Annotated in this window: 25 protein-coding genes; 16 read left to right on the top strand and 9 right to left on the bottom strand. The window is 59.1% G+C overall.

Annotated features, from left to right (window positions below; translation table 11 throughout):
• Positions 1–155: 155 nt before the first annotated feature.
• The 8 genes from metG (at position 156) to PSH57_RS06255 (ending at position 6,941) form a co-directional block, all read left to right on the top strand.
• Positions 156–2,201, top strand: coding sequence for a methionine--tRNA ligase (gene metG / locus PSH57_RS06290; RefSeq protein ID WP_305388536.1), 2,046 nt, complete (start codon positions 156–158; stop codon positions 2,199–2,201).
• Between the two features lie 131 nt (positions 2,202–2,332).
• Positions 2,333–2,905, top strand: coding sequence for an Rnf-Nqr domain containing protein (locus PSH57_RS06285; RefSeq protein WP_305388534.1), 573 nt, complete (start codon positions 2,333–2,335; stop codon positions 2,903–2,905).
• Complete coding sequence (gene rsxB, locus PSH57_RS06280) at positions 2,902–3,909, top strand: electron transport complex subunit RsxB (protein ID WP_305388532.1); 1,008 nt, start codon at positions 2,902–2,904, stop codon at positions 3,907–3,909. The genes PSH57_RS06285 and rsxB overlap by 4 nt, the downstream gene beginning before the upstream one ends.
• Positions 3,896–4,882, top strand: a complete 987-nt coding sequence (locus tag PSH57_RS06275; protein ID WP_305388530.1) for an RnfABCDGE type electron transport complex subunit D — start codon at positions 3,896–3,898, stop codon at positions 4,880–4,882. The genes rsxB and PSH57_RS06275 overlap by 14 nt, the downstream gene beginning before the upstream one ends.
• The gene (locus PSH57_RS06270) at positions 4,879–5,490 is read left to right on the top strand and encodes an RnfABCDGE type electron transport complex subunit G (protein WP_305388527.1); all 612 of its coding nucleotides are present in this window, start codon (positions 4,879–4,881) and stop codon (positions 5,488–5,490) included. The genes PSH57_RS06275 and PSH57_RS06270 overlap by 4 nt, the downstream gene beginning before the upstream one ends.
• A complete protein-coding gene (locus PSH57_RS06265) occupies positions 5,483–6,016 on the top strand; it encodes an Rnf-Nqr domain containing protein (protein WP_305388526.1) in 534 nt (177 codons plus the stop codon). Before PSH57_RS06270 ends, PSH57_RS06265 begins: the two co-directional genes overlap by 8 nt.
• A complete protein-coding gene (gene nth / locus PSH57_RS06260) occupies positions 6,013–6,651 on the top strand; it encodes an endonuclease III (RefSeq protein ID WP_256231295.1) in 639 nt (212 codons plus the stop codon). Before PSH57_RS06265 ends, nth begins: the two co-directional genes overlap by 4 nt.
• Positions 6,652–6,758: 107 nt before the next feature.
• Complete coding sequence (locus tag PSH57_RS06255) at positions 6,759–6,941, top strand: PA3496 family putative envelope integrity protein (RefSeq protein WP_256231296.1); 183 nt, start codon at positions 6,759–6,761, stop codon at positions 6,939–6,941.
• 57 nt (positions 6,942–6,998) lie between these two features.
• Here PSH57_RS06255 and PSH57_RS06250 read toward each other — a convergent pair whose 3' ends face one another.
• Positions 6,999–7,625: a response regulator transcription factor gene (locus PSH57_RS06250; protein WP_256231297.1), complete on the bottom strand. Its 627-nt coding sequence runs from the start codon at positions 7,623–7,625 to the stop codon at positions 6,999–7,001.
• Between the two features lie 472 nt (positions 7,626–8,097).
• Between PSH57_RS06250 and PSH57_RS06245 the strand changes: the two genes are divergently transcribed.
• Positions 8,098–8,598 (top strand): hypothetical protein, encoded by a 501-nt coding sequence (locus tag PSH57_RS06245; protein ID WP_305416432.1) that lies wholly within the window; start codon positions 8,098–8,100, stop codon positions 8,596–8,598.
• Between the two features lie 104 nt (positions 8,599–8,702).
• Here PSH57_RS06245 and PSH57_RS06240 read toward each other — a convergent pair whose 3' ends face one another.
• Together PSH57_RS06240 and PSH57_RS06235 are read right to left on the bottom strand one after the other, a co-directional pair.
• Positions 8,703–9,920, bottom strand: a complete 1,218-nt coding sequence (locus tag PSH57_RS06240) for an argininosuccinate synthase (protein ID WP_024779511.1) — start codon at positions 9,918–9,920, stop codon at positions 8,703–8,705.
• A 127-nt stretch (positions 9,921–10,047) separates the two neighbouring features.
• On the bottom strand, positions 10,048–11,013 hold the full coding sequence (locus tag PSH57_RS06235) for a flagellar protein MotY (protein WP_305388522.1): 966 nt from the start codon (positions 11,011–11,013) through the stop codon (positions 10,048–10,050).
• 193 nt (positions 11,014–11,206) lie between these two features.
• On the opposite strand from PSH57_RS06235, the gene pyrC reads away from it, so the two are divergent.
• A complete protein-coding gene (gene pyrC, locus PSH57_RS06230) occupies positions 11,207–12,253 on the top strand; it encodes a dihydroorotase (RefSeq protein WP_305388520.1) in 1,047 nt (348 codons plus the stop codon).
• Positions 12,250–12,927 (top strand): ribonuclease T, encoded by a 678-nt coding sequence (gene rnt / locus PSH57_RS06225; protein ID WP_305388518.1) that lies wholly within the window; start codon positions 12,250–12,252, stop codon positions 12,925–12,927. Before pyrC ends, rnt begins: the two co-directional genes overlap by 4 nt.
• 200 nt (positions 12,928–13,127) lie before the next feature.
• Here the strand turns inward: rnt and PSH57_RS06220 are convergent, their stop codons facing one another.
• The gene (locus tag PSH57_RS06220) at positions 13,128–13,730 is read right to left on the bottom strand and encodes a peroxiredoxin (RefSeq protein ID WP_092393176.1); all 603 of its coding nucleotides are present in this window, start codon (positions 13,728–13,730) and stop codon (positions 13,128–13,130) included.
• Between the two features lie 306 nt (positions 13,731–14,036).
• On the opposite strand from PSH57_RS06220, the gene PSH57_RS06215 reads away from it, so the two are divergent.
• Both PSH57_RS06215 and bfr read left to right on the top strand, forming a co-directional pair.
• The gene (locus PSH57_RS06215; RefSeq protein WP_003178704.1) at positions 14,037–14,255 is read left to right on the top strand and encodes a bacterioferritin-associated ferredoxin; all 219 of its coding nucleotides are present in this window, start codon (positions 14,037–14,039) and stop codon (positions 14,253–14,255) included.
• A 199-nt stretch (positions 14,256–14,454) separates the two neighbouring features.
• A complete protein-coding gene (bfr, locus tag PSH57_RS06210) occupies positions 14,455–14,928 on the top strand; it encodes a bacterioferritin (protein WP_092393179.1) in 474 nt (157 codons plus the stop codon).
• A 226-nt stretch (positions 14,929–15,154) separates the two neighbouring features.
• Here the strand turns inward: bfr and grxD are convergent, their stop codons facing one another.
• The 3 genes from grxD to PSH57_RS06195 all read right to left on the bottom strand — a co-directional run bounded on the left by grxD (position 15,155) and on the right by PSH57_RS06195 (position 18,123).
• Positions 15,155–15,496 (bottom strand): Grx4 family monothiol glutaredoxin, encoded by a 342-nt coding sequence (grxD, locus tag PSH57_RS06205; protein WP_305388509.1) that lies wholly within the window; start codon positions 15,494–15,496, stop codon positions 15,155–15,157.
• A gap of 99 nt (positions 15,497–15,595) precedes the next feature.
• Positions 15,596–17,704, bottom strand: a complete 2,109-nt coding sequence (locus tag PSH57_RS06200; protein WP_305388507.1) for a molybdopterin oxidoreductase family protein — start codon at positions 17,702–17,704, stop codon at positions 15,596–15,598.
• A 131-nt stretch (positions 17,705–17,835) separates the two neighbouring features.
• Positions 17,836–18,123 (bottom strand): hypothetical protein, encoded by a 288-nt coding sequence (locus tag PSH57_RS06195; RefSeq protein WP_305388504.1) that lies wholly within the window; start codon positions 18,121–18,123, stop codon positions 17,836–17,838.
• A 400-nt stretch (positions 18,124–18,523) separates the two neighbouring features.
• On the opposite strand from PSH57_RS06195, the gene argF reads away from it, so the two are divergent.
• Together argF and PSH57_RS06185 are read left to right on the top strand one after the other, a co-directional pair.
• Positions 18,524–19,444, top strand: coding sequence for an ornithine carbamoyltransferase (gene argF / locus PSH57_RS06190; RefSeq protein ID WP_305388502.1), 921 nt, complete (start codon positions 18,524–18,526; stop codon positions 19,442–19,444).
• The gene (locus PSH57_RS06185) at positions 19,441–20,550 is read left to right on the top strand and encodes an ABC transporter ATP-binding protein (protein WP_305388500.1); all 1,110 of its coding nucleotides are present in this window, start codon (positions 19,441–19,443) and stop codon (positions 20,548–20,550) included. Before argF ends, PSH57_RS06185 begins: the two co-directional genes overlap by 4 nt.
• Before the next feature lie 113 nt (positions 20,551–20,663).
• On the opposite strand, the gene PSH57_RS06180 is transcribed toward PSH57_RS06185, so the two are convergent.
• Both PSH57_RS06180 and ybaK read right to left on the bottom strand, forming a co-directional pair.
• Positions 20,664–21,446, bottom strand: coding sequence for a PhzF family phenazine biosynthesis protein (locus PSH57_RS06180; protein WP_305388499.1), 783 nt, complete (start codon positions 21,444–21,446; stop codon positions 20,664–20,666).
• 160 nt (positions 21,447–21,606) lie between these two features.
• Positions 21,607–22,077 (bottom strand): Cys-tRNA(Pro) deacylase, encoded by a 471-nt coding sequence (gene ybaK, locus PSH57_RS06175; RefSeq protein ID WP_305388497.1) that lies wholly within the window; start codon positions 22,075–22,077, stop codon positions 21,607–21,609.
• Between the two features lie 319 nt (positions 22,078–22,396).
• Between ybaK and PSH57_RS06170 the strand changes: the two genes are divergently transcribed.
• Positions 22,397–23,248: an MIP/aquaporin family protein gene (locus tag PSH57_RS06170; protein ID WP_305388495.1), complete on the top strand. Its 852-nt coding sequence runs from the start codon at positions 22,397–22,399 to the stop codon at positions 23,246–23,248.
• The last annotated feature ends 51 nt before the right edge of the window (positions 23,249–23,299 follow it).

Here is a 23,299-nt window from a genome sequence, read left to right as displayed (position 1 = left end):
TGGGACTGCTGCGCAGTCCAGCGGGGATAAATCCCCTCGCCACAGTTGTGCTCTGCTGCTCCCGGCAATGCATCCCGAAACAGCCCCGAAGGGTGAAAAAAAGCCGCCAGCGCTTTATAGTGGCCGACCTCCGTTTCATCAAGTAGCCGAGCCCCATGTCCGAGCCACGCAAGATCCTCGTCACCAGCGCCCTGCCCTATGCCAATGGTTCGATTCACCTGGGCCATATGCTGGAATACATCCAGACCGATATGTGGGTGCGCTTCCAGAAGCATCGCGGCAACCAATGCATTTATGTCTGCGCCGACGACGCCCACGGTTCGGCCATCATGTTGCGCGCGGAAAAGGAAGGCATCACCCCGGAACAACTGATCGCCAATGTCCAGGCTGAACACAGCGCCGACTTTGCCGAGTTCCTGGTGGACTTCGACAACTTCCACTCCACTCACGCCGAAGAAAACCGTGAGCTGTCGAGCCAGATCTACCTGAAGCTGCGTGACGCCGGGCACATCGCGACCCGTTCGATCACCCAGTATTTCGACCCGGAAAAGAAAATGTTCCTGGCCGACCGCTTCATCAAGGGCACCTGCCCAAAATGCGGCACCGAAGACCAGTACGGCGACAACTGCGAAAAATGCGGCGCCACTTATGCACCTACGGACCTGAAAGACCCGAAATCGGCGATTTCCGGTGCGACCCCGGTGCTCAAGGACTCCCAGCATTTCTTCTTCAAGCTGCCGGATTTCCAGCAAATGCTGCAAACCTGGACCCGCAGCGGCACCCTGCAGGACGCCGTCGCCAACAAGATCGCCGAATGGCTCGATGCCGGCCTGCAACAGTGGGACATTTCCCGCGATGCCCCGTATTTCGGCTTCGAGATTCCCGGCGAGCCGGGCAAGTATTTCTACGTGTGGCTGGACGCACCGATCGGCTACATGGCCAGTTTCAAGAACCTCTGCGACCGCACGCCGGAGCTGGACTTCGATGCGTTCTGGGCCAAGGACTCCACCGCCGAGCTGTATCACTTCATCGGCAAGGACATCGTGAACTTCCACGCGCTGTTCTGGCCCGCCATGCTCGAAGGCGCCGGTTTCCGTAAACCGACCGGCATCAATGTCCACGGCTACCTGACCGTCAACGGCCAGAAAATGTCCAAGTCCCGTGGCACCTTCATCAAGGCCCGGACCTACCTGGATCACCTGTCGCCGGAATACCTGCGCTACTACTACGCGGCCAAGCTCGGCCGTGGCGTGGACGACCTGGACCTGAACCTCGAAGACTTCGTGCAGAAGGTCAACTCCGACCTGGTGGGCAAGGTGGTCAACATCGCCAGCCGTTGCGCCGGCTTCATCCACAAAGGCAACGCCGGTGTACTGGTGGCCGGTAACGCCGCGCCGGAGCTGACCGAAGCCTTTCTGGCGGCGACCCCGAGCATCGCCGAAGCCTATGAGGCCCGTGACTTTGCCCGTGCGATGCGCGAGATCATGGCCCTGGCCGACCGCGCCAATGCCTGGATCGCCGACAAGGCACCGTGGTCACTGAACAAACAGGAAGGCAAGCAGGACGAAGTCCAGGCGATCTGCGCCCTGGGCATCAATCTGTTCCGCCAACTGGTGATCTTCCTCAAGCCTGTGCTGCCGCTGCTGGCCGCCGATGCCGAGGCGTTCCTGAACGTCGCGCCGCTGACCTGGGACGACCACCAGACGCTGCTGAGCAACCATCAACTGAACGAGTTCAAGCCGCTGATGACTCGCATTGATGCCACCAAGGTGCAAGCCATGACCGACGCCTCGAAAGAAGACCTGGCCGCCAGCCAGACCGACACCGGCGCCCCTGCCGGCAATGGCGAACTGGCCAAGGACCCGCTGTCGCCGGAGATCGACTTCGACGCCTTTGCCGCCATCGACCTGCGCGTAGCCCTGATCGTCAAGGCTGAAGCCGTCGAGGGTGCCGACAAGTTGCTGCGCCTGACGCTGGACATCGGCGATGAGCAGCGCAACGTGTTCTCCGGCATCAAGAGCGCCTATCCGGACCCGGCCAAGCTCGAAGGCCGACTGACGATGATGATTGCCAACCTCAAGCCACGCAAAATGCGTTTCGGTATCTCCGAGGGTATGGTGATGGCGGCCGGTCCTGGCGGTGAAGAAATCTACCTGCTGAGCCCCGATAGCGGCGCCAAGCCGGGTCAGCGGATCAAATAACGCGACCACGCGCTGTACCGATCCCACAGTCGCCTGGCAGGCGGCTGTGGGATTTTCATATCTGGCCCACCCTCCCGGCATGCCGGATAATGCCTAACCTCTATAGACAGGTTCTTTTTGCCAACACGCCCATGACCGAAATCGCCCTCACGCTGTTCAGCGCAGCCCTGATCAACAACCTCGTGTTGCATTGGCCGCTGGGTGTCAATCCGCTGCTGGCGGCCAATGGAAGAACGCAAGTCCACGCCCTGGGCCTGGCGACGGCGTGCCTGATGCTGATGGTCGGCACCTTGGGTTATCTAATCGATCATTGGCTGCTGGTTCCGGCAAATCTGACCTCGCTGCGCCTGCTTGCATGGCTGTCCTTGAGCGTGTTGCTGATTGCACCGTTGCTGCACCGGCTGGGGCGCTGGCTGCCGACGCTACCGTTCGATGGTTTGTGGCCACTGCTGCTGGGCAATGCCGGCATACTGGGCATCACGCTGCTCAACAGCCGGGATGACCACGGCCTGGGCCTCGCCGTCGCCGTGAGCCTGGGCGCCGGCCTGGGTTTCTGGCTGGTGTTGAGCCTGTTCGATGATTTGCGTCAGCGCACCTTCGATAACGATATCCCCAGACCCTTTCGAGGCCTGCCGATCCAGTTGATCGGCGCAGGGCTCATGGCGGTGGCATTTCTTGGATTGCGCGGGCTGGTCAAAGCATGAGTCTGATTCAACATATCGACGCCCTGTTGCCGCAGACCCAATGCGGCAAATGCGGCCACCCCGGGTGCAAGCCCTACGCCGAAGGCATCGCCCAGGGCGAGTCGATCAACAAGTGTCCGCCCGGTGGCCGTGAAACCATCGCGGCTCTGGCCGACCTGATGAAAGTACCGGTGCTCGAGCTGGATACCAGCCGTGGCTCAGCCCCGGCGCAAATCGCCTTTATTCGCGAAGCCGAATGCATCGGCTGCACCAAGTGCATCCAGGCCTGCCCGGTAGATGCGATTGTCGGTGCGGCGAAGCTGATGCACACCGTCCTCGTCGACGAATGCACAGGCTGCGATCTATGCGTGGCGCCCTGCCCGGTCGACTGCATCGAAATGCACCCATTGCCAACGGCAACCGTAGTGCCGGTGGTGGGTGGTCTGGCCCCCAGCATCGAAGAACAACGGGCGCGAACCGCCAAGCGCGACCATGCCCGGCGGCGCTTCGAACAGCGCAACGCACGTCTGCGCCGCGAAGAGGAGCAGCGTCTCGCCGAGCGCCTGGCCCGTACACAGCGTGCCTCCCAGGCCCAAACCCAATCCGTCGACCCCGTGCAAGCGGCACTGGAACGTGTACGAGCGCAAAAAGTCGCCAACGCCGATGCAGCCTTGAAAAAAGCCAAGGTCGACCTGGCGATGAGCCGGGCGCAGCTAAACAAATCCTTGAAAGCATTCGGCCACCCGCCGACCTTCGAACAACAGTCGCAACTGATCGTGCTACAGCGCCAGTTCGAAGCGGCGCAACAAGCCTTGACGCAGCTGGAAGGCGCCGCGCAGCCCAGCCTTTCAACCCCGGCCCCCGTTCAAAGTGCCGAGCTGAAGCGGGCCAAGATCCAATTGGCGATGCGTCGCGCTGAACTCAGCAAGGCCAGGACCGCTGGAGCGCCGGATGAACACATACAGGCCCTGGAACAAGCGGTGAAAAACGCCGAACGCCAGGTGGATGCTCATGTCGCTCCCTGAGCCCATGGACGAACGGCTGCGGCAGGCAATGTTGCGGGTGCTACTGGCGACACTGCCCGGCATTCTGGCGTTGACATGGTTTTATGGCTGGGGCGTGATACTCAACCTGCTGCTGGCGGGCCTTAGCGCGCTGGCCGTCGAAGCACTGGTGCTGCGCTTGCGGCGTCGACCGCTTAAACCCGAACTGAACGATGGCAGCGCGCTGGTCAGCGCCACGCTGCTGGCGTTGGCCTTGCCGGCGTATTGTCCATGGTGGCTGACCGTCACAGCGACGGCTTGCGCCTTGGTGTTCGGCAAGCAGCTGTGGGGCGGTGTCGGCAATAACCCATTCAACCCGGCGATGCTCGGTTACGCCCTGGTGCTGGTAGCGTTTCCCCAGCAACTGAATCAATGGCCTGCACTCCACGGCATGGGCCTGTCTGAAGGCCTGCAACAGGTGTTCGGTGTTCAACCGGGGCCTGATGGGTGGGCAGGAGCAACGGCCCTGGACAGCCTGCGAATCAACAAAAGCCTGACCATTGATGAACTGTTCGCCGCCAACCCGGCGTTCGGCCGCTGGGGTGGGCGCGGCGTCGAGTGGATCAACCTGGCGTTTCTGGCCGGCGGACTGTTCCTGCTGCAACAACGGGTATTCAGCTGGCACGCGCCGGTGGGCATGCTCGCCGGTTTGTTCAGCATCAGCTTGTTGTGCTGGAACGGGTCGGGCTCCGACTCCAATGGCTCGCCGTTGTTTCATCTGCTCACTGGCGCGACCATGCTGGGCGCGTTTTTTATCGTGACCGAACCGATTTCGGGCGCCAAAGCCCCCCTCGCTCGCCTGCTGTTTGGCGCAGGCGTAGGACTGCTGGCTTATCTGATCCGAACCTGGGGTGGTTACCCGGACGGCGTGGCGTTTGCGGTACTGTTGATGAACCTCGGTGTACCCGCACTGGAGCGTTTCGCCGAGGCGCGACACAGGCCGCAGCCCCTATGAAAAACGACCGTGGCGTCGCCATCCTGGCTCTGCTGATCGGTCTCGGTACCGGGGCCACTTACCTTGTTCAACTGGGCACCGCAGAGCGCATCAAGGATCAACAGCAAGCCATCGCGAACAGAGTCTTGCTCGAGGTGCTGCCGGCCGACCGTTATGACAATCGGCCATTGGGACAGCCTGTCGTAACAGCCCCCGTGACCTTGGCCCATAGCACGCTGTTGCGCGGTTATCTGGCGACTCGCGCCGGCCAGCCCAGTGCGGTATTGCTGCGTAGCCAGGCGCTGGGCTATGAAGGCAGCATCGAATTGCTGGTCGCTATCGACCCGCAGGGGCGGTTGCTGGGCGTGAAAACCCTGCGCCAGTCAGAAACCCCCGGTCTGGGCGCGGCCATCGCCGGCTGGCCGAACGCTTGGCTGCAAACCTTCAACGGTAAATCGCTCCAGGCCCCCACCGACAGCGGTTGGGCCTTGAAAAAGGATCAAGGACAGTTCGATCAACTGGCTGGCGCGACCGTCACGTCCCGGTCAGTCCTGCAGGCCATTCACGATGCACTGCGTTACTTCGACGAGCATAAGGCTCAACTGACCGGAGTGAGCATTGATGAATAAGCCATTGATACTGACCCGCGGCCTGCTGCTCGTCCCCTTGGTCGGCGCCAGCGATTCGCTGGTAAATGCGCTGGGCGTATGGCTGGCCTGGGCACTGATCAGTGCCGGCCATGGTTGGGCCATGGGGCTGTTACGGCCACGCCTGACAGCACCTCAACGATTGCTCGCATCCGTCGTGCTGGCCGCAACCCTGACGGCTTGCGCAGGCCTTATTGCGCAAGCCTGGGTACTGGAACTGTATCAACCGCTGAGCCTTTACATTGGTTGGATCGCCTTGAGCTGCGTGGCGCTGGAGCATGACGACGTCTTCGTCGGCTCGCGCCTGTCCGAACATCTCAGGCTGGCGGGGCTGTTCGGCCTGCTGATGATCGGCTTGGGCACCTTGCGCGAGCTGATCGGCAACGCAATATCACTGGCCTTGCTCGCCCCTGGCGGATTCATTCTGCTCGGCCTGCTGCTGGCAGCACGCCAAGCCTGGACGGGCGCCAAACCCCACTCAACGATCGAGGAAACGCCGCGCCCATGAACGCCGCAAAACGCCTGGAAATATTTCGTCGCTTGCATGAAGACAACCCGGAACCGAAGACCGAACTGGCCTACAACTCGCCATTCGAACTGTTGATCGCGGTGATTCTGTCGGCCCAGTCCACCGACGTCGGCGTCAACAAGGCCACGGCCAAACTGTTCCCAGTGGCCAATACGCCGCAGGCGATCCACGCCCTGGGCGTCGAAGGGCTGTCCGAATACATCAAGACCATCGGCCTTTTCAACAGCAAGGCAAAAAACGTGATCGAGACCTGCCGCCTGCTGACTGAGCGCCACGGTGGCGAAGTCCCACAGACTCGCGAGGCGCTGGAAGCCCTTCCAGGCGTCGGTCGCAAAACCGCTAACGTGGTGCTCAATACCGCATTTCGTCAGTTGACCATGGCGGTCGACACCCACATTTTCCGCGTCAGCAACCGAACCGGGTTGGCACCAGGCAAAAATGTTGTGGAAGTGGAAAAAAAATTGATGAAATTTGTACCGAAAGAATTTCTGCTCGACTCCCACCACTGGCTCATCCTTCACGGACGCTACGTCTGCCTGGCGCGCAAGCCCCGCTGTGGCAGTTGCCGGATCGAGGATCTATGCGAATACAAGCACAAGACCTCTGACGATTGAGGCGCTATTGCTTTTATTGATTCGACGATTGAAAAAATCTTTTTTACCCGCCGCTGGTTTGTCGATATAAGGAGCGCCAAAGGCAGTCTAAGCCTGGAGTCGATCCCATGAGTGCTGGCAAAGAACAACTGGATGTAGAAGACGAATTCATCGCCGTAGAGACCGAGGATGCTGAACCCGTGGTCGTGGAAACAGCGAAGACCAATCTGAGCAAACGTCGCACGATCGATAATCTGCTGGAGGAGCGTCGATTGCAGAAACAACTGGCCGATTACGACTTTGACCTCTGACACGTAAAAGCCTCCCTGATGGAGGCTTTTTACTGAGCACGCGTGACCGGGGAAAACTCACACCAACCCATTACGCTGCGCCAGTTCGATCAGATCAACCAGCGAGCGAGCATTAAGCTTCAATAACAAGCGGGTCTTGTATGTACTGACGGTCTTGTTACTGAGGAACATCCCATCGGCAATTTCCTTGTTGGTTTTTCCGCGAGCCAGTTGCTGCAAGACCATCATTTCTCGCCCGGACAAACGATCTACCATATCGGACTCGCTCGCGTTCCCCAGGCTCGAACGCACGGTATGCAGCGCCTGGTTGGGGAAATAGCTGTAACCGGACAGCACCGCCTTGATTGCGCTGAGCAACTCAGTGAGATCCTGTTGCTTGCACACATAACCGGCCGCCCCCGTCTGCATGCACCGCATCGAAAAATGTCCAGGTGCCTGGGAAGTCAGCACCAGGACTTTCAAAGGCGAAGGGTTGGCGGTCAGCCGTGCGATGACCTCCAGCCCGTCCAGTTTCGGAATGCCGATATCCAGGATAACGATATCGGGCATAAGTTCACGGGCAAGTTGCAACGCATCGACGCCATTATCGGTTTCGGCAATAACTTCATATCCATGACGCTCCATTAGCAAACGTACAGCAAGACGAATGACGGGATGATCATCCACGATCAGCACTTTATTCATGGGCAAATCCAACTTCGCTGTTCGAATTTTTAGAGCACGCACAATAGCCTAGTCAATTCTACCTTGGCATGCCGCCCCCCCTGACTGCTCGCACCGAGAGACGCAACCTACAAGCGATACAGAAAAATCCTACAAATTCCTTTGAAAATAACGTGCCATGAATTTCTTTACAGAGAGGAGACGCTCCGTCCAGCGACCCACCCCCCTCTGAATCAAGCGCCTTTTTATTCCCCCGCCGCCCTCTGTGCATGTTGCCGGAAGTCACTGCACTCATAAAAAGTAACTGAATTATTTACCAACAAAACAACCACGCCGCCATTTAAATGAATTTGAATTAACATAAAAAATAAGCGAAATTAATTCAACCGTTCCATCCAGGAACCGCTGCCATTATCAGCCCACACTGAACTTAGCAATTACTCATTCCACCCAACTTCAATCACCGAGCCCGAATGACCGATGAGCATTAACCATGAACAAACCATTGAAAACCATCACCAACCCCATGACACTGATCGCCATATTCGCAACTTTATCCGAAACTTCCGCCGCCATTTCCCTGCCTTTTCTGGACGATCAGGACCGTGAATACTACCTCTGGTTTCTGATCAGCTTTCCTTTCTATCTATTGCTGCTTTTCTTCATCACACTCAACTTCAACTATCGTTCGTTATATTCACCTTCCGACTTTCGCAAGAGCAAACATTTCATGAAGACCATGGATGACTCGAACGGTCGGCGTAAACGCATCTTCCGCCGGACGAACAAGGTTAAAAGATTGCCGATACGTTTTCATCGACGGAAAAAGGAACCGCAACGGGTCATTTTCCTAGTACACAAGCCTTCAGAAGACTTGATTGAGGCCAATCGACCAAAACGCTCAAAACACGCCACGGAACACACACCCATCGTCATCTACATCATTTGCAGCCGCGACAGCGCAGAAGTTGTATCGGACAGGCAGGATGGATGAGTGGTCAAGAGACAGTGCCACAACGAATGAGCAGCACATGAGAAAGGGAACTCCCAAAAAAATGGCCTGCACAATGGCAGGCCGTTTTCATGGAGCAGCAAGGATCAGAACAGCTTGCGACCCTTGTTCGCCGCGATGCGCATGCGCAGGGCGTTAAGCTTGATGAAGCCGGCGGCATCGGCCTGGTTGTAAGCGCCACCGTCCTCTTCGAAGGTCGCGATGTTGGCATCGAACAGTGAGTCGTCAGACTTGCGCCCGGTGACGATCACATTACCCTTGTACAGTTTCAGGCGCACAACGCCATTCACGTTGACTTGGGAGGCGTCGATCATCTGTTGCAGCATCAGACGTTCCGGGCTCCACCAGTAACCGGTGTAGATCAGGCTGGCGTACTTGGGCATCAACTCATCTTTGAGGTGAGCCACTTCGCGGTCCAGGGTGATCGACTCGATCGCGCGGTGAGCACGCAGCATGATGGTGCCGCCCGGGGTCTCGTAGCAGCCGCGGGACTTCATGCCGACATAGCGGTTCTCGACGATGTCCAGACGACCAATGCCGTGTTCGCCACCGATACGGTTCAGGGTCGCCAGCACAGTGGCCGGGCTCATTTCCACGCCGTCCAGCGCGACAATATCGCCGTTGCGATAGGTCAGCTCCAGGTATTGCGGGGTGTCAGGAGCCTTCTCCGGGGAGACGGTCCAGCGCCACATGTCTTCTTCGTGCTCGGTCCAGGTGTCTTCCAGCACGCCGCCTTCATAGGAGATGTGCAACAGGTTGGCATCCATCGAGTACGGGGATTTCTTCTTGCCGTGGCGCTCGATCGGGATGGCGTGCTTCTCGGCGTAGTCCATCAGCTTTTCACGAGACAGCAAGTCCCACTCGCGCCACGGAGCGATGACTTTCACGCCGGGCTTGAGGGCATAGGCACCGAGCTCGAAACGTACCTGATCGTTGCCCTTGCCGGTGGCACCGTGGGAGATGGCGTCGGCACCGGTTTCGTTGGCGATTTCGATCAGGCGCTTGGCGATCAACGGACGGGCGATGGACGTACCCAGCAGGTACTCGCCTTCGTAAACTGTGTTGGCACGGAACATCGGGAACACGAAGTCGCGGACGAACTCTTCGCGCAGGTCATCGATGTAGATCTCTTTGACGCCCATGGCCTGAGCCTTGGCGCGTGCAGGCTCGACTTCTTCGCCCTGCCCCAGGTCAGCGGTGAAGGTCACCACTTCGCAGTTATAAGTGTCCTGCAGCCACTTGAGGATCACCGAAGTGTCCAGGCCGCCGGAATACGCCAGAACGACCTTGTTTACGTCCGCCATGCCATCACTCCACGGGTTGTACGGAAAGCCGGGAAGTTTAACGTCCAGCGCAGATAATTTACAGGGGCGCGACAGCTTATGACGACGAAGCGACAGATTATGTCGAGCGCGCGACGATTCACACCGGTCAGGATGTCCGCGCGGTGGTGGCTGCAGTGGGCTTGGCTGGCGTCGCGGTCGGCGCCGGAACCTTGGCAGGGGGTGGCGCGGTAGGTGTGGCCTGCGGTGCCGGCGCTTCGGGCACCGCCACCCGCTCCAGGCGCACGGCCACACGACGGTTCTTGGCCCGGTTGGCGGCACTGGTGTTGGGCACCAGGGGGTAACGTTCGCCGTGGAACCGCACGGTGATCTGCGACTCCTGAAAGCCGTTGGCCTTGAAGAAGTCCTGGACCGCCAGGGCACGGCGACGGGACAGCTCACGGTTGGTCAGACGGTTGCCGCTATTGTCGGAGTGACCGTCGAGTTCGACATGATTGACGGTCGGGTCGGCTTTGATGAAATCGATCATGACTTGCAACTGAGCCTTGGCCCGGGCGTCGAGTTCAATCCCTTCGCCGGGAAAGCCGATCTGCGAATGCTTCACCTGCTCGAAATTCTTTGGCAACAGTTTCGCCACACAACCCTGGTAGTCGCTGAAGGCCTTGTTGAAGCGCACAGGCAGCAGCCGAACTTCCGAAACCCGCCCGTCCCCCGTGTTACGCCGTACCACCGGGCTGCGGCCTTCCATCAGGCCGTTGATCAAACGGCCCGCCTGGACCTGGGAGCTGTTGAACAATACATCGCCGCTGCCGAGCCTGACCGAGCCCAGGTTGATATCGCCTCGTCCCGGCTGCCAAGGCGCGGCAGCCGCCAGCAAGGTTGCCGAACCGCCACCGAGCATCGGGTTATGGGACTTGAGCCGGAAAATCGCCTGCTCGCCAGCCTGACGCACAAATTCACCGCTGCCGAAATCGGTGACCGGCTGACTCAGCCGGCACTCGAACTTGTCGCCTTCGACCGTCCACTCAATGCTCTCCAGACGGGTCTGGAAAGTGAGCGCCATGGCGGGAAGGCTGGCAAACACACTGAGCAAGGCTAAATAACGCTGGCGCACGGGAGGCTCCAATGGCTTTTTATACGAAGATCGACACACGTTGAGCGTATGACGCCTGTCCGGGGGCGCCCCACTGATTCGTGGCACACCTGTACGAGCTATCGGTAACTTGCGCCAGAACTTGATAGCGGGTGCCTGAATCGGTCTTTTCCGGTAGCATTCCCCAGAGTTTGACCCGCCTGGAAGCCCCCCAATGTCCGACCGCCTGACCCTGCTGCGTCCCGACGACTGGCATATTCATCTTCGCGATGGTGCTGTGTTGACCCATACCGTCGCCGATGTCGCGCGCACCTTCGGGCGCGCAATCATCATGCCTAACCTGGTTCCGCCAGTGCGCAACGCCACCGAGGCCAACGGCTATCGCGAGCGCATCCTCGACGCACGCCCGGCTGGCAGTCGCTTCGAACCGCTGATGGTGCTGTACCTCACCGACCGCACCCAGCCCGAAGAGATCCGCGAGGCCAAGGCCAGCGGCTTCGTCCATGCCGCCAAGCTGTACCCCGCTGGCGCCACCACCAACTCCGATTCCGGTGTCACCAGCATCGACAAGATTTTCCCGGCGCTGGAGGCCATGGCTGAAGTCGGCATGCCGTTGTTGATCCACGGTGAGGTCACTCGCGGTGATGTCGACGTGTTCGATCGCGAAAAAATCTTCATCGATGAGCACATGCGTCGTGTCGTGGAACGCTTCCCGACCCTCAAGGTGGTGTTCGAACACATCACCACCGGTGATGCCGTGCAGTTCGTTAACGAAGCCCCGGCGAACGTTGGCGCAACCATTACTGCGCATCACCTGCTGTATAACCGCAACCACATGCTGGTGGGCGGGATCCGGCCGCACTTCTATTGCCTGCCGATCCTCAAGCGCAACACCCATCAAGAGGCCTTGCTCGACGCCGCCACCAGCGGCAGCGCCAAGTTTTTCCTCGGCACGGACTCAGCGCCACACGCCCGGCACGCCAAGGAAGCAGCCTGTGGTTGCGCCGGCTGCTACACCGCCTACGCCGCCATCGAGATGTACGCCGAGGCGTTCGAACAACGCAATGCGCTGGACAAACTCGAAGGCTTCGCCAGCCTGCATGGTCCGCGTTTCTACGGTCTGCCAGTGAACACCGATCGTATTACCCTGGTTCGCGACGAGTGGACCGCCCCCGCCAGCCTGCCTTTTGGCGAGCTGACTGTTATCCCGCTGCGCGCCGGTGAAAAACTGCGCTGGCGCCTGCTGGAGGAAAGTGTGTGAGTGAAGATCATTTCGACGATGAGCTGGATGGCAACGGTGGCTCGGGCGGTGCCCGTCACCCCATGGCAGCGCGCTTCCGGGGCTATCTGCCGGTTGTCGTCGACGTAGAAACCGGCGGTTTCAACTCCGCCACCGATGCGCTGCTGGAGATCGCCGCGACCACCATTGGCATGGACGAAAAAGGTTTTGTGTTCCCCGATCACACCTATTTCTTCCGCGTCGAACCTTTCGAAGGCGCCAACATCGAAGCGGCGGCCCTGGAGTTCACCGGGATCAAGCTTGATCACCCATTGCGCATGGCAGTGAGTGAAGAGACGGCCCTGACCGACATTTTTCGTGGCGTGCGCAAAGCGCTGAAAGCTAACGGTTGCAAACGGGCGATCCTGGTCGGCCACAACAGCAGCTTCGATCTGGGTTTCCTCAATGCCGCCGTTGCGCGCCTGGACATGAAGCGCAACCCGTTCCATCCGTTTTCCAGCTTCGACACCGCGACCCTTGCCGGCCTCGCGTACGGCCAGACCGTATTGGCCAAGGCCTGCCAGGCGGCCGACATCGACTTTGATGGTCGTGAAGCCCACTCGGCTCGCTACGACACCGAGAAGACCGCCGAGCTGTTCTGCGGCATCGTCAATCGGTGGAAAGACATGGGGGGCTGGCAGGATTTCGACGATTGATGTGCTGACTAAGCATCAAGACTGTGGGAGCAAGGCTCGCCCGCGATGAAACGGCACGGTGTCCCAGAGATACCCAGGCGCCTGTATCGCGAGCAAGCTTTGCTCCCACAGATGTTGCGGGTGTTTTTCAACCATTGGGATAAACCCTTCCCCATAAAAAACCGGCCCATCGAGGGCCGGTTTTTTTATGCCTGTTGCGCTTACAGCTTGTCGCTGTGCTCGCCCAGATAAGCGGCAACACCTTCAGGGGATGCGGTCATGCCCTTGTCGCCTTTCTTCCAGTTGGCCGGGCAAACTTCGCCGTGCTCTTCGTGGAACTGCAGCGCGTCGACCAGACGGATCAGCTCTTCCATGTTACGGCCCAGCGGCAGGTCGTTGATGATCTGCGAACGAACGACACCTTTATCGTCAATCAGGAACGCGCCACGGAAGGCCACGCCGCCTTCGGACTCAACGTCGTAGGCCTTGGCGATTTCGTGCTTCATGTCAGCAGCCATGGTGTATTTCACCTGGCCGATACCACCACCGTTGATAGGCGTGTTGCGCCAGGCGTTGTGGGTGAAGTGCGAATCGATCGAAACGGCAACGACTTCAACGTTGCGGGCCTTGAAGTCGTCCATGCGGTGATCCAGCGCGATCAGCTCGGATGGGCAGACGAAGGTGAAGTCCAGCGGGTAGAAGAACACCAGGCCGTATTTGCCTTTGATGGCCGAGGACAGGGTGAAGCTGTCGACGATTTCGCCATTGCCGAGGACGGCAGGAACGGTAAAGTCAGGGGCTTGTTTGCCTACGAGTACGCTCATTGGATATCTCCTGGTGTAGTAACGTGAAAACAAGGTCCGGGCCAGCCTGCCACCCTTGGGCGACAGCCCTGTGACACGAACCCGCTTCGTAAGGACCGACCATCATACACTGCGAATTTGGCCTGTCTTCAACGGTTTTTCGGTGAGTCCAAAAATTCCCTTCCCTTCCCATACTCCCTATTTGCCTTGGATAAAAAAACCGTTCGTCAGCTCTGGTGCAAGGGTTTCAGAAAGCACTTTGACAATCATTCTCGTTAACATTAAGATCCATCCCAATTGAGTCACAACCAGCGACGGTTCTTACTTATGTATGTTTGCCTCTGCACTGGCGTCACCGACGGACAAATCCGCGAAGCGATCTATGAAGGCTGCTGCAGCTACCGCGAAGTCCGCCAGGCCACCGGCGTAGCCAGCCAATGCGGCAAATGTGCGTGCCTTGCCAAGGAAGTGGTTCGCGAGACCCTCGCCAAAGTGCAAACGGCCCAGGCCTCGATTCCCTATCCGGTAGAATTTACTGCCGCTTAAATCCAGCTTCTTGAAGAACCGGGCTCAATGCCCGGTTTTTTTATGTCTGTAAATCAAGCGCTTAGACTCCAGACGCGGAACACAAACATTCTTATTCCGATTAATTTTCATTTATTATTCAATAACTTAGGTTTGACACTCGCCAGTGCGCGGCTCAAACTCAGCCTTATATACAGCTACTACAGGGCAGGCCCTCACCATGAAAGGCGACGTTACAGTCATCCAGCATCTCAACAAAATCCTCGCCAATGAGCTGGTCGCGATCAACCAATACTTCCTGCATGCGCGCATGTACGAGGACTGGGGCCTGAACAAGCTGGGCAAGCACGAGTACCATGAGTCCATCGACGAGATGAAACACGCGGACAAGCTGATCAAGCGCATCCTGTTTCTCGAAGGGCTGCCGAACGTCCAAGACCTGGGCAAGCTGCACATCGGCGAACACACTCAGGAAATGCTCGAGTGCGACCTGACAATCGAGCGTGCCGGCCACGCCGACCTGAAAGTCGCCATCGCCCATTGCGAGAGCGTGGGCGACTTCGGCAGCCGCGAACTGCTTGAAGACATCCTCGAGTCCGAGGAAGAACACATCGACTGGCTGGAAACCCAACTGGGTCTGATCGACAAAGTGGGTCTTGAGAACTACCTGCAATCGCAGATGGGCGAAGAGTAACCGTCCCCAAAAGCAAGCCACTAAAAAGCCCCGCCCTCTTTCGAGAGGCGGGGCTTTTTAGTGCCTGGATTCCAGGCTCACTTAAATCCCCTGTGGGAGCGGGCTTGCTCGCGAAAGCGTTGTATCAGAAACATCAATAGCGACTGACACACCGCTTTCGCGAGCAAGCCCGCTCCCACAGTGTCCGCATTCAGTCACAACCTGCGTGGTGAATACGGATGTGAGATCAGGCTTCTGTCTTGTTCGCTGCAGCTTTCTCGGCAGCAGCCTTGATCGTGGTCTGCAAAGAGCCGTCGGCCGCCATCTCGGTCATGATATCGCTGCCGCCGATCAGTTCACCGGCAACCCACAGTTGCGGGAAAGTTGGCCAGTTGGCGTACTTGGGCAGGTTGGCGCGGATTTCCGGGTTCTGCAGGATGTCCACGTAGGCAAACTTCTCGCCACACGCCATCACAGCCTGAGCAGCCTTGGCCGAGAAGCCGCACTGCGGCGCATTCGGCGAGCCTTTCATGTAAAGCAGGACGGTGTTGTTGGCAATCTGGTCTTTAATCGTTTCGATGATATCCACGGAGCACCTCGGCTTAAACTTTGCGACTTCAGATGTCGACACGGTGGCGCATTGTAACGGAAAGCCGAGCACGCTGCTCGGTCTCCCCGACAGACAAATTCACGCAGCCACCACCGTCACCGGAACCCCATTGAGCGCCGCATTGCCAGACAACTCATCCAACTGACAGTCATCGGTCAGGTCATTGGCGCTCGAACCGGGCTGGGCGCTGGCAATGGTCATCTGCACGCCCGGCCGGGCATGGCCCCAGCCGTGGGGCAGGCTGACCACGCCTTTCATCATCTCCAGACTGCCTTGCACCTCGACTTCGATCACCCCCACCCGCGAACTGACTCTCACCCGCTGCCCGTCGCTCAACCCGCGACTGCTCAGATCCTCCGGGTGCATCAGCAATTGATGACGCGGCTTGCCCTTCACCAGGCGGTGGAAATTGTGCATCCAGGAATTATTGCTGCGCACATGACGACGACCAATCATCAGCAACTCATCCGCCTGTGGCGCTTGCAACACGGCGAAGCGCTTGAGGTCGGCAAGAATGACCGCCGGAGCAGCCTGCACACGCTGGTTTTCGGTTTTCAACCGAGGAGCCAGGTTGGGCTTGAGGGCGCCCAGGTCGATGCCATGGGGATGGTCGTACAGGGTCGCCAGGGACAGCTTATACGGCGAAGCATCGCCATAGGCGCCTGCTCGAAGGCCGAAATCGATCATTTGCGCCGGCGGCATGGTCGGCTTGAGTTCTTTGCCGGTTCGGGCAGCGAAAGCCTTGGCCAGACCGACGAAAATTTCCCAGTCGTGCAGAGCCCCTTCGGGCTTGGGCAGGATCGCACGGTTGAAACGGGTCACATTGCGCACCGCGAACAGGTTGAACGTGGTGTCGTAATGGTCGTTTTCCAGAGCCGAGGTGGAAGGCAGGATCAGGTCGGCGTAGCGCGTGGTTTCGTTGATGTACAAATCGACGCTGACCATGAACTCCAGCCCGTCCAGCGCCTGCTCCAGTTGCCGCCCGTTGGGGGTGGACAGCACCGGGTTGCCTGCCACGGTGACCAGCGCACGAATCTGGCCTTCGCCCTCGGTGAGCATCTCCTCGGCCAAAGCTGAAACCGGTAACTCGCCCGAGTATTCGGGACGCCCGGACACCCGGCTTTGCCAGCGATTGAAATGCCCTCCCGAGGTAGTGGCGACCAGATCCACCGCAGGCTCGGTACACAGGGCCCCGCCGACCCGGTCAAGATTACCGGTCACCAGGTTGATCAGCTGAATCAGCCAGTGACACAGCGTGCCGAACGCCTGGGTCGAGACGCCCATCCGCCCATAACAGACCGCTGAGGGCGCGGCAGCGAAGTCCCGGGCCAACTGACGGATCTGCGTAGCCGGCACAGCACAGAGCGGGCTCATCGCTTCAGCAGTGAAGGTCGCGACGGCCTGGCGCACGTCTTCCAGGCCATCCACCGGCAGGTGACTGTCACGGGTCAAGCCCTCGCTGAACAGGGTATTGAGCACACCAAACAGCAAAGCGGCATCGCCGCCCGGGCGAACGAAAATGTGCTGGTCCGCCATAGCCGCCGTTTCGCTGCGGCGCGGATCGACCACCACCACTTTACCGCCCCGGGCCTGGATCGCTTTGAGGCGTTTTTCCACGTCCGGCACCGTCATGATGCTGCCATTGGATGCCAGCGGGTTGCCACCCAGGATCAGCATGAAATCGGTGTGATCGATGTCCGGAATCGGCAGCAGCAGACCGTGCCCGTACATCAGGTGGCTAGTCAGATGGTGGGGCAGTTGGTCCACCGAGGTCGCCGAGAAGCGGCTACGGGTTTTCAGCAGGCCCAAAAAATAGTTGCTGTGGGTCATCAGCCCATAGTTATGCACGCTGGGGTTGCCCTGGTAGACCGCCACCGCGTTCTGGCCGTGGCGTTCCTGAATCCCCGCCAGGCGTTCGGCCACCAGCTCGAAGGCCTCCTCCCAGGCGATAGGCTGCCACTCGCTACCCACCCGCCGCATGGGCTGGCGCAGGCGATCCGGGTCGTTCTGGATATCCTGCAGGGCTACCGCCTTGGGGCAGATGTGGCCGCGACTGAAGCTGTCCAGGGGATCGCCCTTGATCGAGGTGATCGCCAGGCCCTGGCCTTCGGTCTCAGTGGTTTCAAGCGTCAAGCCACAGATGGCTTCGCACAGATGGCACGCACGGTGGTGGAGAGTCTTGGTCATGGCCAGTCTCTATTTTATTCGTGGCAGGCGCTTTCGGCCGCGGGAACAAAACTATGGCGCGGGATCCGCCACCGCGCCAGCGACGTGCGTCCTGTGAATTGCCGGGCATCAGGCCCGCCGATAAAGTGATCTCAAGGCTGGTCGGGGGGCGGCGCCAGCAACTGGATCTCCTCAATGGTTTCCACTTGTTCTTGAGCGATGGGCACACCCGTCAACTCACCGATCAAGCGCCAATGCTCGTCGAGCCCGGAGCTGATGGTGGCCATGCGATCAATCATTCGACGACCGGCAGCCTTGGTCACCTCGTCGTCGCTGCGCAACAATTCGAATGACATGGACGTCACCGAAGCGGTCAGGTGAGTCAGGGAGCGCGCTGTCAGCCCCAGTAGTTCCATCAGTTGTTGCTCTTTCGAATCCATTTCGGGGCTCCTGCTTGTAAGGCTCATTTATAACCCAGGCCCTGGCATTAGGAAATATTCACGCCCAGCAACCGACCAGCGAAATCACGCAAGGTCAGGCCGTAAACCGCCCCTGCGCCATGGCGTGCCCACCCGGCTTGATTGCCAAGCTGCGCAAGGCCGGTGTACAAATGGGTTGCTGCTGTCAGGAAACCGGCTTCATACACGTCTTCACACGTCTGTTATGACCTCGCTGAAACCCCCTAAAACTGTAGCCCTATTGGTAAGACGCGACATTTCCTTATAAGATCGCGCCTTCCCCTATTTCGTCGCCCCGTGCGGCTTTTGCCGCAGGTCTCGCCCGTTTTTTCATGAAACAAGGCTTTGAGCATCTGCGATCAGTGACAAAAGGTAGTCAATCATGAGCGCAAGGCACTTTCTCTCCCTGATGGATTTCACGCCCGACGAGTTGCTCGGCGTGATCCGTCGAGGCGTGGAGCTCAAGGACCTGCGTAATCGCGGCGTACTGTTCGAGCCCCTGAAAAACCGTGTGCTGGGAATGATCTTCGAGAAGTCATCAACCCGCACCCGCATTTCTTTCGAAGCCGGCATGATCCAGCTCGGCGGCCAGGCAATCTTCCTGTCACCCCGCGACACCCAACTGGGCCGTGGCGAACCGATCGGCGACTGTGCCATCGTCATGTCGAGCATGCTCGATGCGGTGATGATCCGTACCTTCGCCCACAGCACGCTGACTGAGTTTGCGGCGCACTCCCGCGTACCGGTGATCAATGGTCTGTCCGATGACTTGCATCCCTGCCAGTTGCTGGCCGACATGCAGACGTTCCTCGAACACCGCGGCTCGATTCAGGGCAAGACCGTGGCCTGGATCGGCGATGGCAACAACATGTGCAACAGCTATATAGAAGCCGCGATCCAGTTCGACTTCCAGCTACGCATCGCCTGCCCGGAAGGCTATGACCCCAGTGCCGAACTGGTGGCCAAGGCCGGGGACCGGGTGACCATCGTCCGTGATCCGAAACAGGCCGTGGCCGGCGCGCACCTGGTGAGCACTGATGTCTGGACCTCCATGGGCCAGGAAGAGGAAACCGCCAAGCGTCTGAAACTGTTCGCGCCGCTTCAGGTCAACCGCGCCCTGCTCGATCTGGCGGACGCCGACGTGCTGTTCATGCACTGCTTGCCCGCCCATCGCGGCGAGGAGATCAGCGTCGACCTGCTGGATGACCCGCGCTCCGTGGCATGGGACCAGGCAGAAAATCGCCTTCACGCCCAAAAGGCCTTGCTCGAGTTTCTTGTCGAGCCGGCGTACCACCACGCATGAGCCATACCCTATTACTGAACCTGCAGAACCTGACTTGCGGTTATCAAAACCAGCGCGTCGTCCAGAACCTCAACCTGCATCTCAATGCCGGGGACATCGGTTGCCTGCTCGGCTCGTCCGGGTGTGGCAAGACCACGACGCTGCGAGCCATCGCCGGTTTCGAGCCGGTACAGGAAGGTGAGATCCAACTGGCGGGGAAAACCATTTCCCGCGCCGGTTTCACCCTCGCCCCGGAAAAACGCCGCATCGGCATGGTGTTTCAGGACTATGCGCTGTTCCCTCACTTGAGCGTGGCCGAGAACATAGCGTTTGGCATTCGCAAGCATCCGCACAAGGAGCGCGTGATCGAGGAGCTGCTGGAACTGGTCAACCTGAAGAGCCTGGGCAAGCGCTTGCCCCATGAACTGTCCGGGGGTCAGCAACAACGTGTGGCCCTGGCCCGCGCCCTGGCACCGGAACCGCAGTTGCTGTTGCTCGACGAGCCGTTCTCCAATCTCGATGGTGAGCTGAGACGCAAGCTCAGCCATGAAGTGCGGGACATTCTCAAGGCCCGTGGCACCAGCGCGATTCTGGTGACCCACGACCAGGAAGAAGCCTTCGCGGTGAGCGACCATGTCGGGGTGTTCAAGGAAGGTCGGCTGGAGCAGTGGGACACACCGTACAATCTGTACCATGAACCGCTGACGCCATTTGTCGCCAGCTTCATTGGCCAGGGTTATTTCATTCGCGGCCAGCTCGACAGCCCGGAATCGGTGCAAACCGAGCTGGGTATCCTGCGCGGCAACCGGGCCTACACCTGGCCCATCGGTGGTGCGGTGGATGTGCTGCTGCGCCCGGACGATATCGTCTACGCACCGGACAGTGCGCTCACAGGCAGGATTGTCGGCAAGACGTTCCTGGGGGCTTCAACCCTGTATCGCCTGCAATTGCCGACCGGAGCGCAACTGGAATCCATCTTTCCGAGCCACGCCGACCATTTGGTTGGCGACGATGTCGGCATCCGCGTAGCGGCGGAACACCTGGTGCTGTTCCAGGCATCAGGGAGCACGGCGGCCCATATCCCTCCCGTGGAAAGCGGCGTGCGGCGCTACAGCACCCCCATCTGATAACACGACCCACTGTGGGAGCGGGCTTGCTCGCGAAGAGGGCAGCACATTCAACATCAAGGTGGCTGACACACCGCCTTCGCGAGCAAGCCCGCTCCCACAAAGGGTCAGCATCACCCCAGCAGCAACGTCCCACTGGCCACCAACGTCGCCTTCCCACCAATCTTCACCCGCTCCCCCTCCAGTCGGCAGAACAGTTCGCCGCCCCTGGCCGAGCACTGATAAGCCGTCAGCCCCAGCTTGCCCAGGCGCCTGGACCAGTACGGAATCAGACTGCAATGGGTCGAGCCTGTGACCGGATCTTCATTGATGCCAATCGCCGGGGCGAAATAGCGCGAGACAAAATCATGCCGGCTTCCCGGCGCAGTCACGATTGCGCCCGGCCACGGCAGTTTCGCCAGGGCCGCCATGTCCGGCTTGCAATCGAGCACCGCCTGTTCCGACTCCAGCACGACGAACAGTTCGTTGGAGCTCAACACATCCACCGCTTCAACACCCAAGGCCGCTTGGACGGCCAGGGACGCACCCAACTCGCTGGGGACGATGGCTGGAAAATCCAGCCATAGCCGATCACCTTCGTGAGTGACGCTCAATGCCCCGGATCGGCAGATGAAGTCCAGTCGCTCGACGGTTTCGTGATAAACCTCGAACAGCACATAAGCGCTGGCCAAGGTGGCATGCCCGCACAACGGTACCTCGGTGGTGGGCGTGAACCAGCGGATATGCCAATGCTGGCCTTCGCGCACCAGAAAAGCAGTTTCAGCCAGGTTATGTTCGGCGGCGATCTTTTGCATCAAGTCATCGGCCAGCCAGGCATCGAGCCGATAGACCATCGCGGGGTTGCCGCCAAATGGCCGGTCACTGAACGCATCAACTTGATGAAACGCGAGCTGCATGGCACTTCTCCTTGTCATTGATGCATGAGCATGAGGTGGCGAGATACTGCTTTTCCAGTGACAGATCCGACGAATTTTCACCCTACAGCCCTGAAGCCCCCGGCAAGCTTAAGCCTTCCACCCCTGTGGCGGCGGCACTTGTTCCCGCCCACCGCTGGGCTCAAGCACGCCCGATATCCGCAAACGTCGCCCCGGTATGCTCGGCCAACACCGCAGGCGCCAGCTCCACTTCCAGTCCCCGCCTTCCTGCACTGACAAAGATGCTGGCAAACGGCTGGGCAGAACTGTCGATAAACGTGCGAAGACGTTTTTTCTGCCCCAACGGACTGATGCCGCCGAGCAGATAACCGGTCGAACGCTGGGCGGCCGCGGGATCGGCCATCTCGACTTTTTTTACGCCGGCGGCATGGGCCAGGGCTTTTAAATCCAGACTGCCGGCCACGGGGACCACCGCCACCAACAATTCGCTTTTTTCGCTGGCCGCCAATAACGTCTTGAAGACCTGCGCCGGATCCAGTCCAAGCTTTTCTGCCGCTTCCAAGCCATAGGAGGCTGCCTTGGGATCGTGCTCATAACTGTGAATGCGATGCTCGGCGCGCACTTTTTTAAGCAGATCCAATGCCGGGGTCATGATCGCTCCTGAGGAAAATCGAATAAGAGAGGCCGGATTCTAAGTCATCGTCGGCCAAAAGGCGCTGGGACTGGGCTGCCAACCCAGTGACGCCGCGTCAGCAAAACAGTCATTCACGCCACGAATAGTTTAAATATGACCAATGGTTCACTTTCGACCTTTGACACCAGCGTTTCTTGTCTATATTTTTTCGAAACTGAAAACGCAAACACAGGTCTCAAACAACACCCCGAGTTCAGGATGAGGATCCTGCCTCGACGATAAACGCGGGATCGGGCTTTATCGGTCGCGCCAGACAACAACAAAAACCGAGGTTTGAATGACAATTGCTTTACAACAGCCACCCCTTTCCAGCCAATGCCTGGCCGAATTCCTGGGGACTGCCCTGCTGATTTTCTTTGGCACCGGTTGCGTTGCAGCGCTCAAGGTCGCGGGTGCGAGTTTCGGCCTGTGGGAAATCAGCATCATCTGGGGCGTCGGTGTCAGTATGGCGATCTACCTCAGCGCAGGCGTTTCCGGCGCACACCTGAACCCCGCCGTCAGCATCGCCCTGTGTATTTTCACCGACTTTGAAAAGCGTAAGTTACCTTTCTATATCATCTGCCAAGTGGCTGGCGCCTTTTGTGGCGCTCTCCTGGTCTACACGCTGTACAGCAATCTATTCTTCGATTTCGAACAGTCCCGACACATGATTCGTGGTACTGAAGCCAGCCTTGAGCTGGCCTCGGTATTTTCCACTTATCCGCATCCGGCATTGTCCACCGGCCAGGCCTTTCTAGTAGAGGTGATCATCACCGCCATCTTGATGGGCGTGATCATGTCCCTGACCGATGACAACAATGGCCTGCCTCGCGGCCCGCTGGCACCGCTGCTGATTGGCCTGCTGATCGCGGTGATCGGTAGCTCAATGGGTCCGCTGACAGGCTTCGCGATGAACCCGGCACGGGACTTCGGCCCTAAACTGATGACTTTCTTCACCGGCTGGGGTGAAATTTCCCTCACGGGTGGACGCGACATCCCGTACTTCCTGGTTCCGATTTTTGCACCGATCGTGGGTGCATGCCTGGGCGCTGCAGCCTATCGCGGGCTGATTGCCCGCCATTTGCCCAACGCCATGGCTGCTACGGAGGATGCAAACCCGGCCATTGACGGCAAACCCAAAACGTCCTGAAACAGTGGGCGCACGTTTCTGCCCAACTCAGCGTGCGCCATGGCCTCACCC

The sequence above is a fragment of the Pseudomonas hefeiensis genome, from assembly GCF_030687835.1.
Classification (GTDB): Bacteria; Pseudomonadota; Gammaproteobacteria; order Pseudomonadales; family Pseudomonadaceae; genus Aquipseudomonas; species Aquipseudomonas hefeiensis.
The sequence above is the reverse complement of the archived record's forward strand: the minus strand, read 5'-3'. Positions and strand labels throughout refer to the sequence as shown.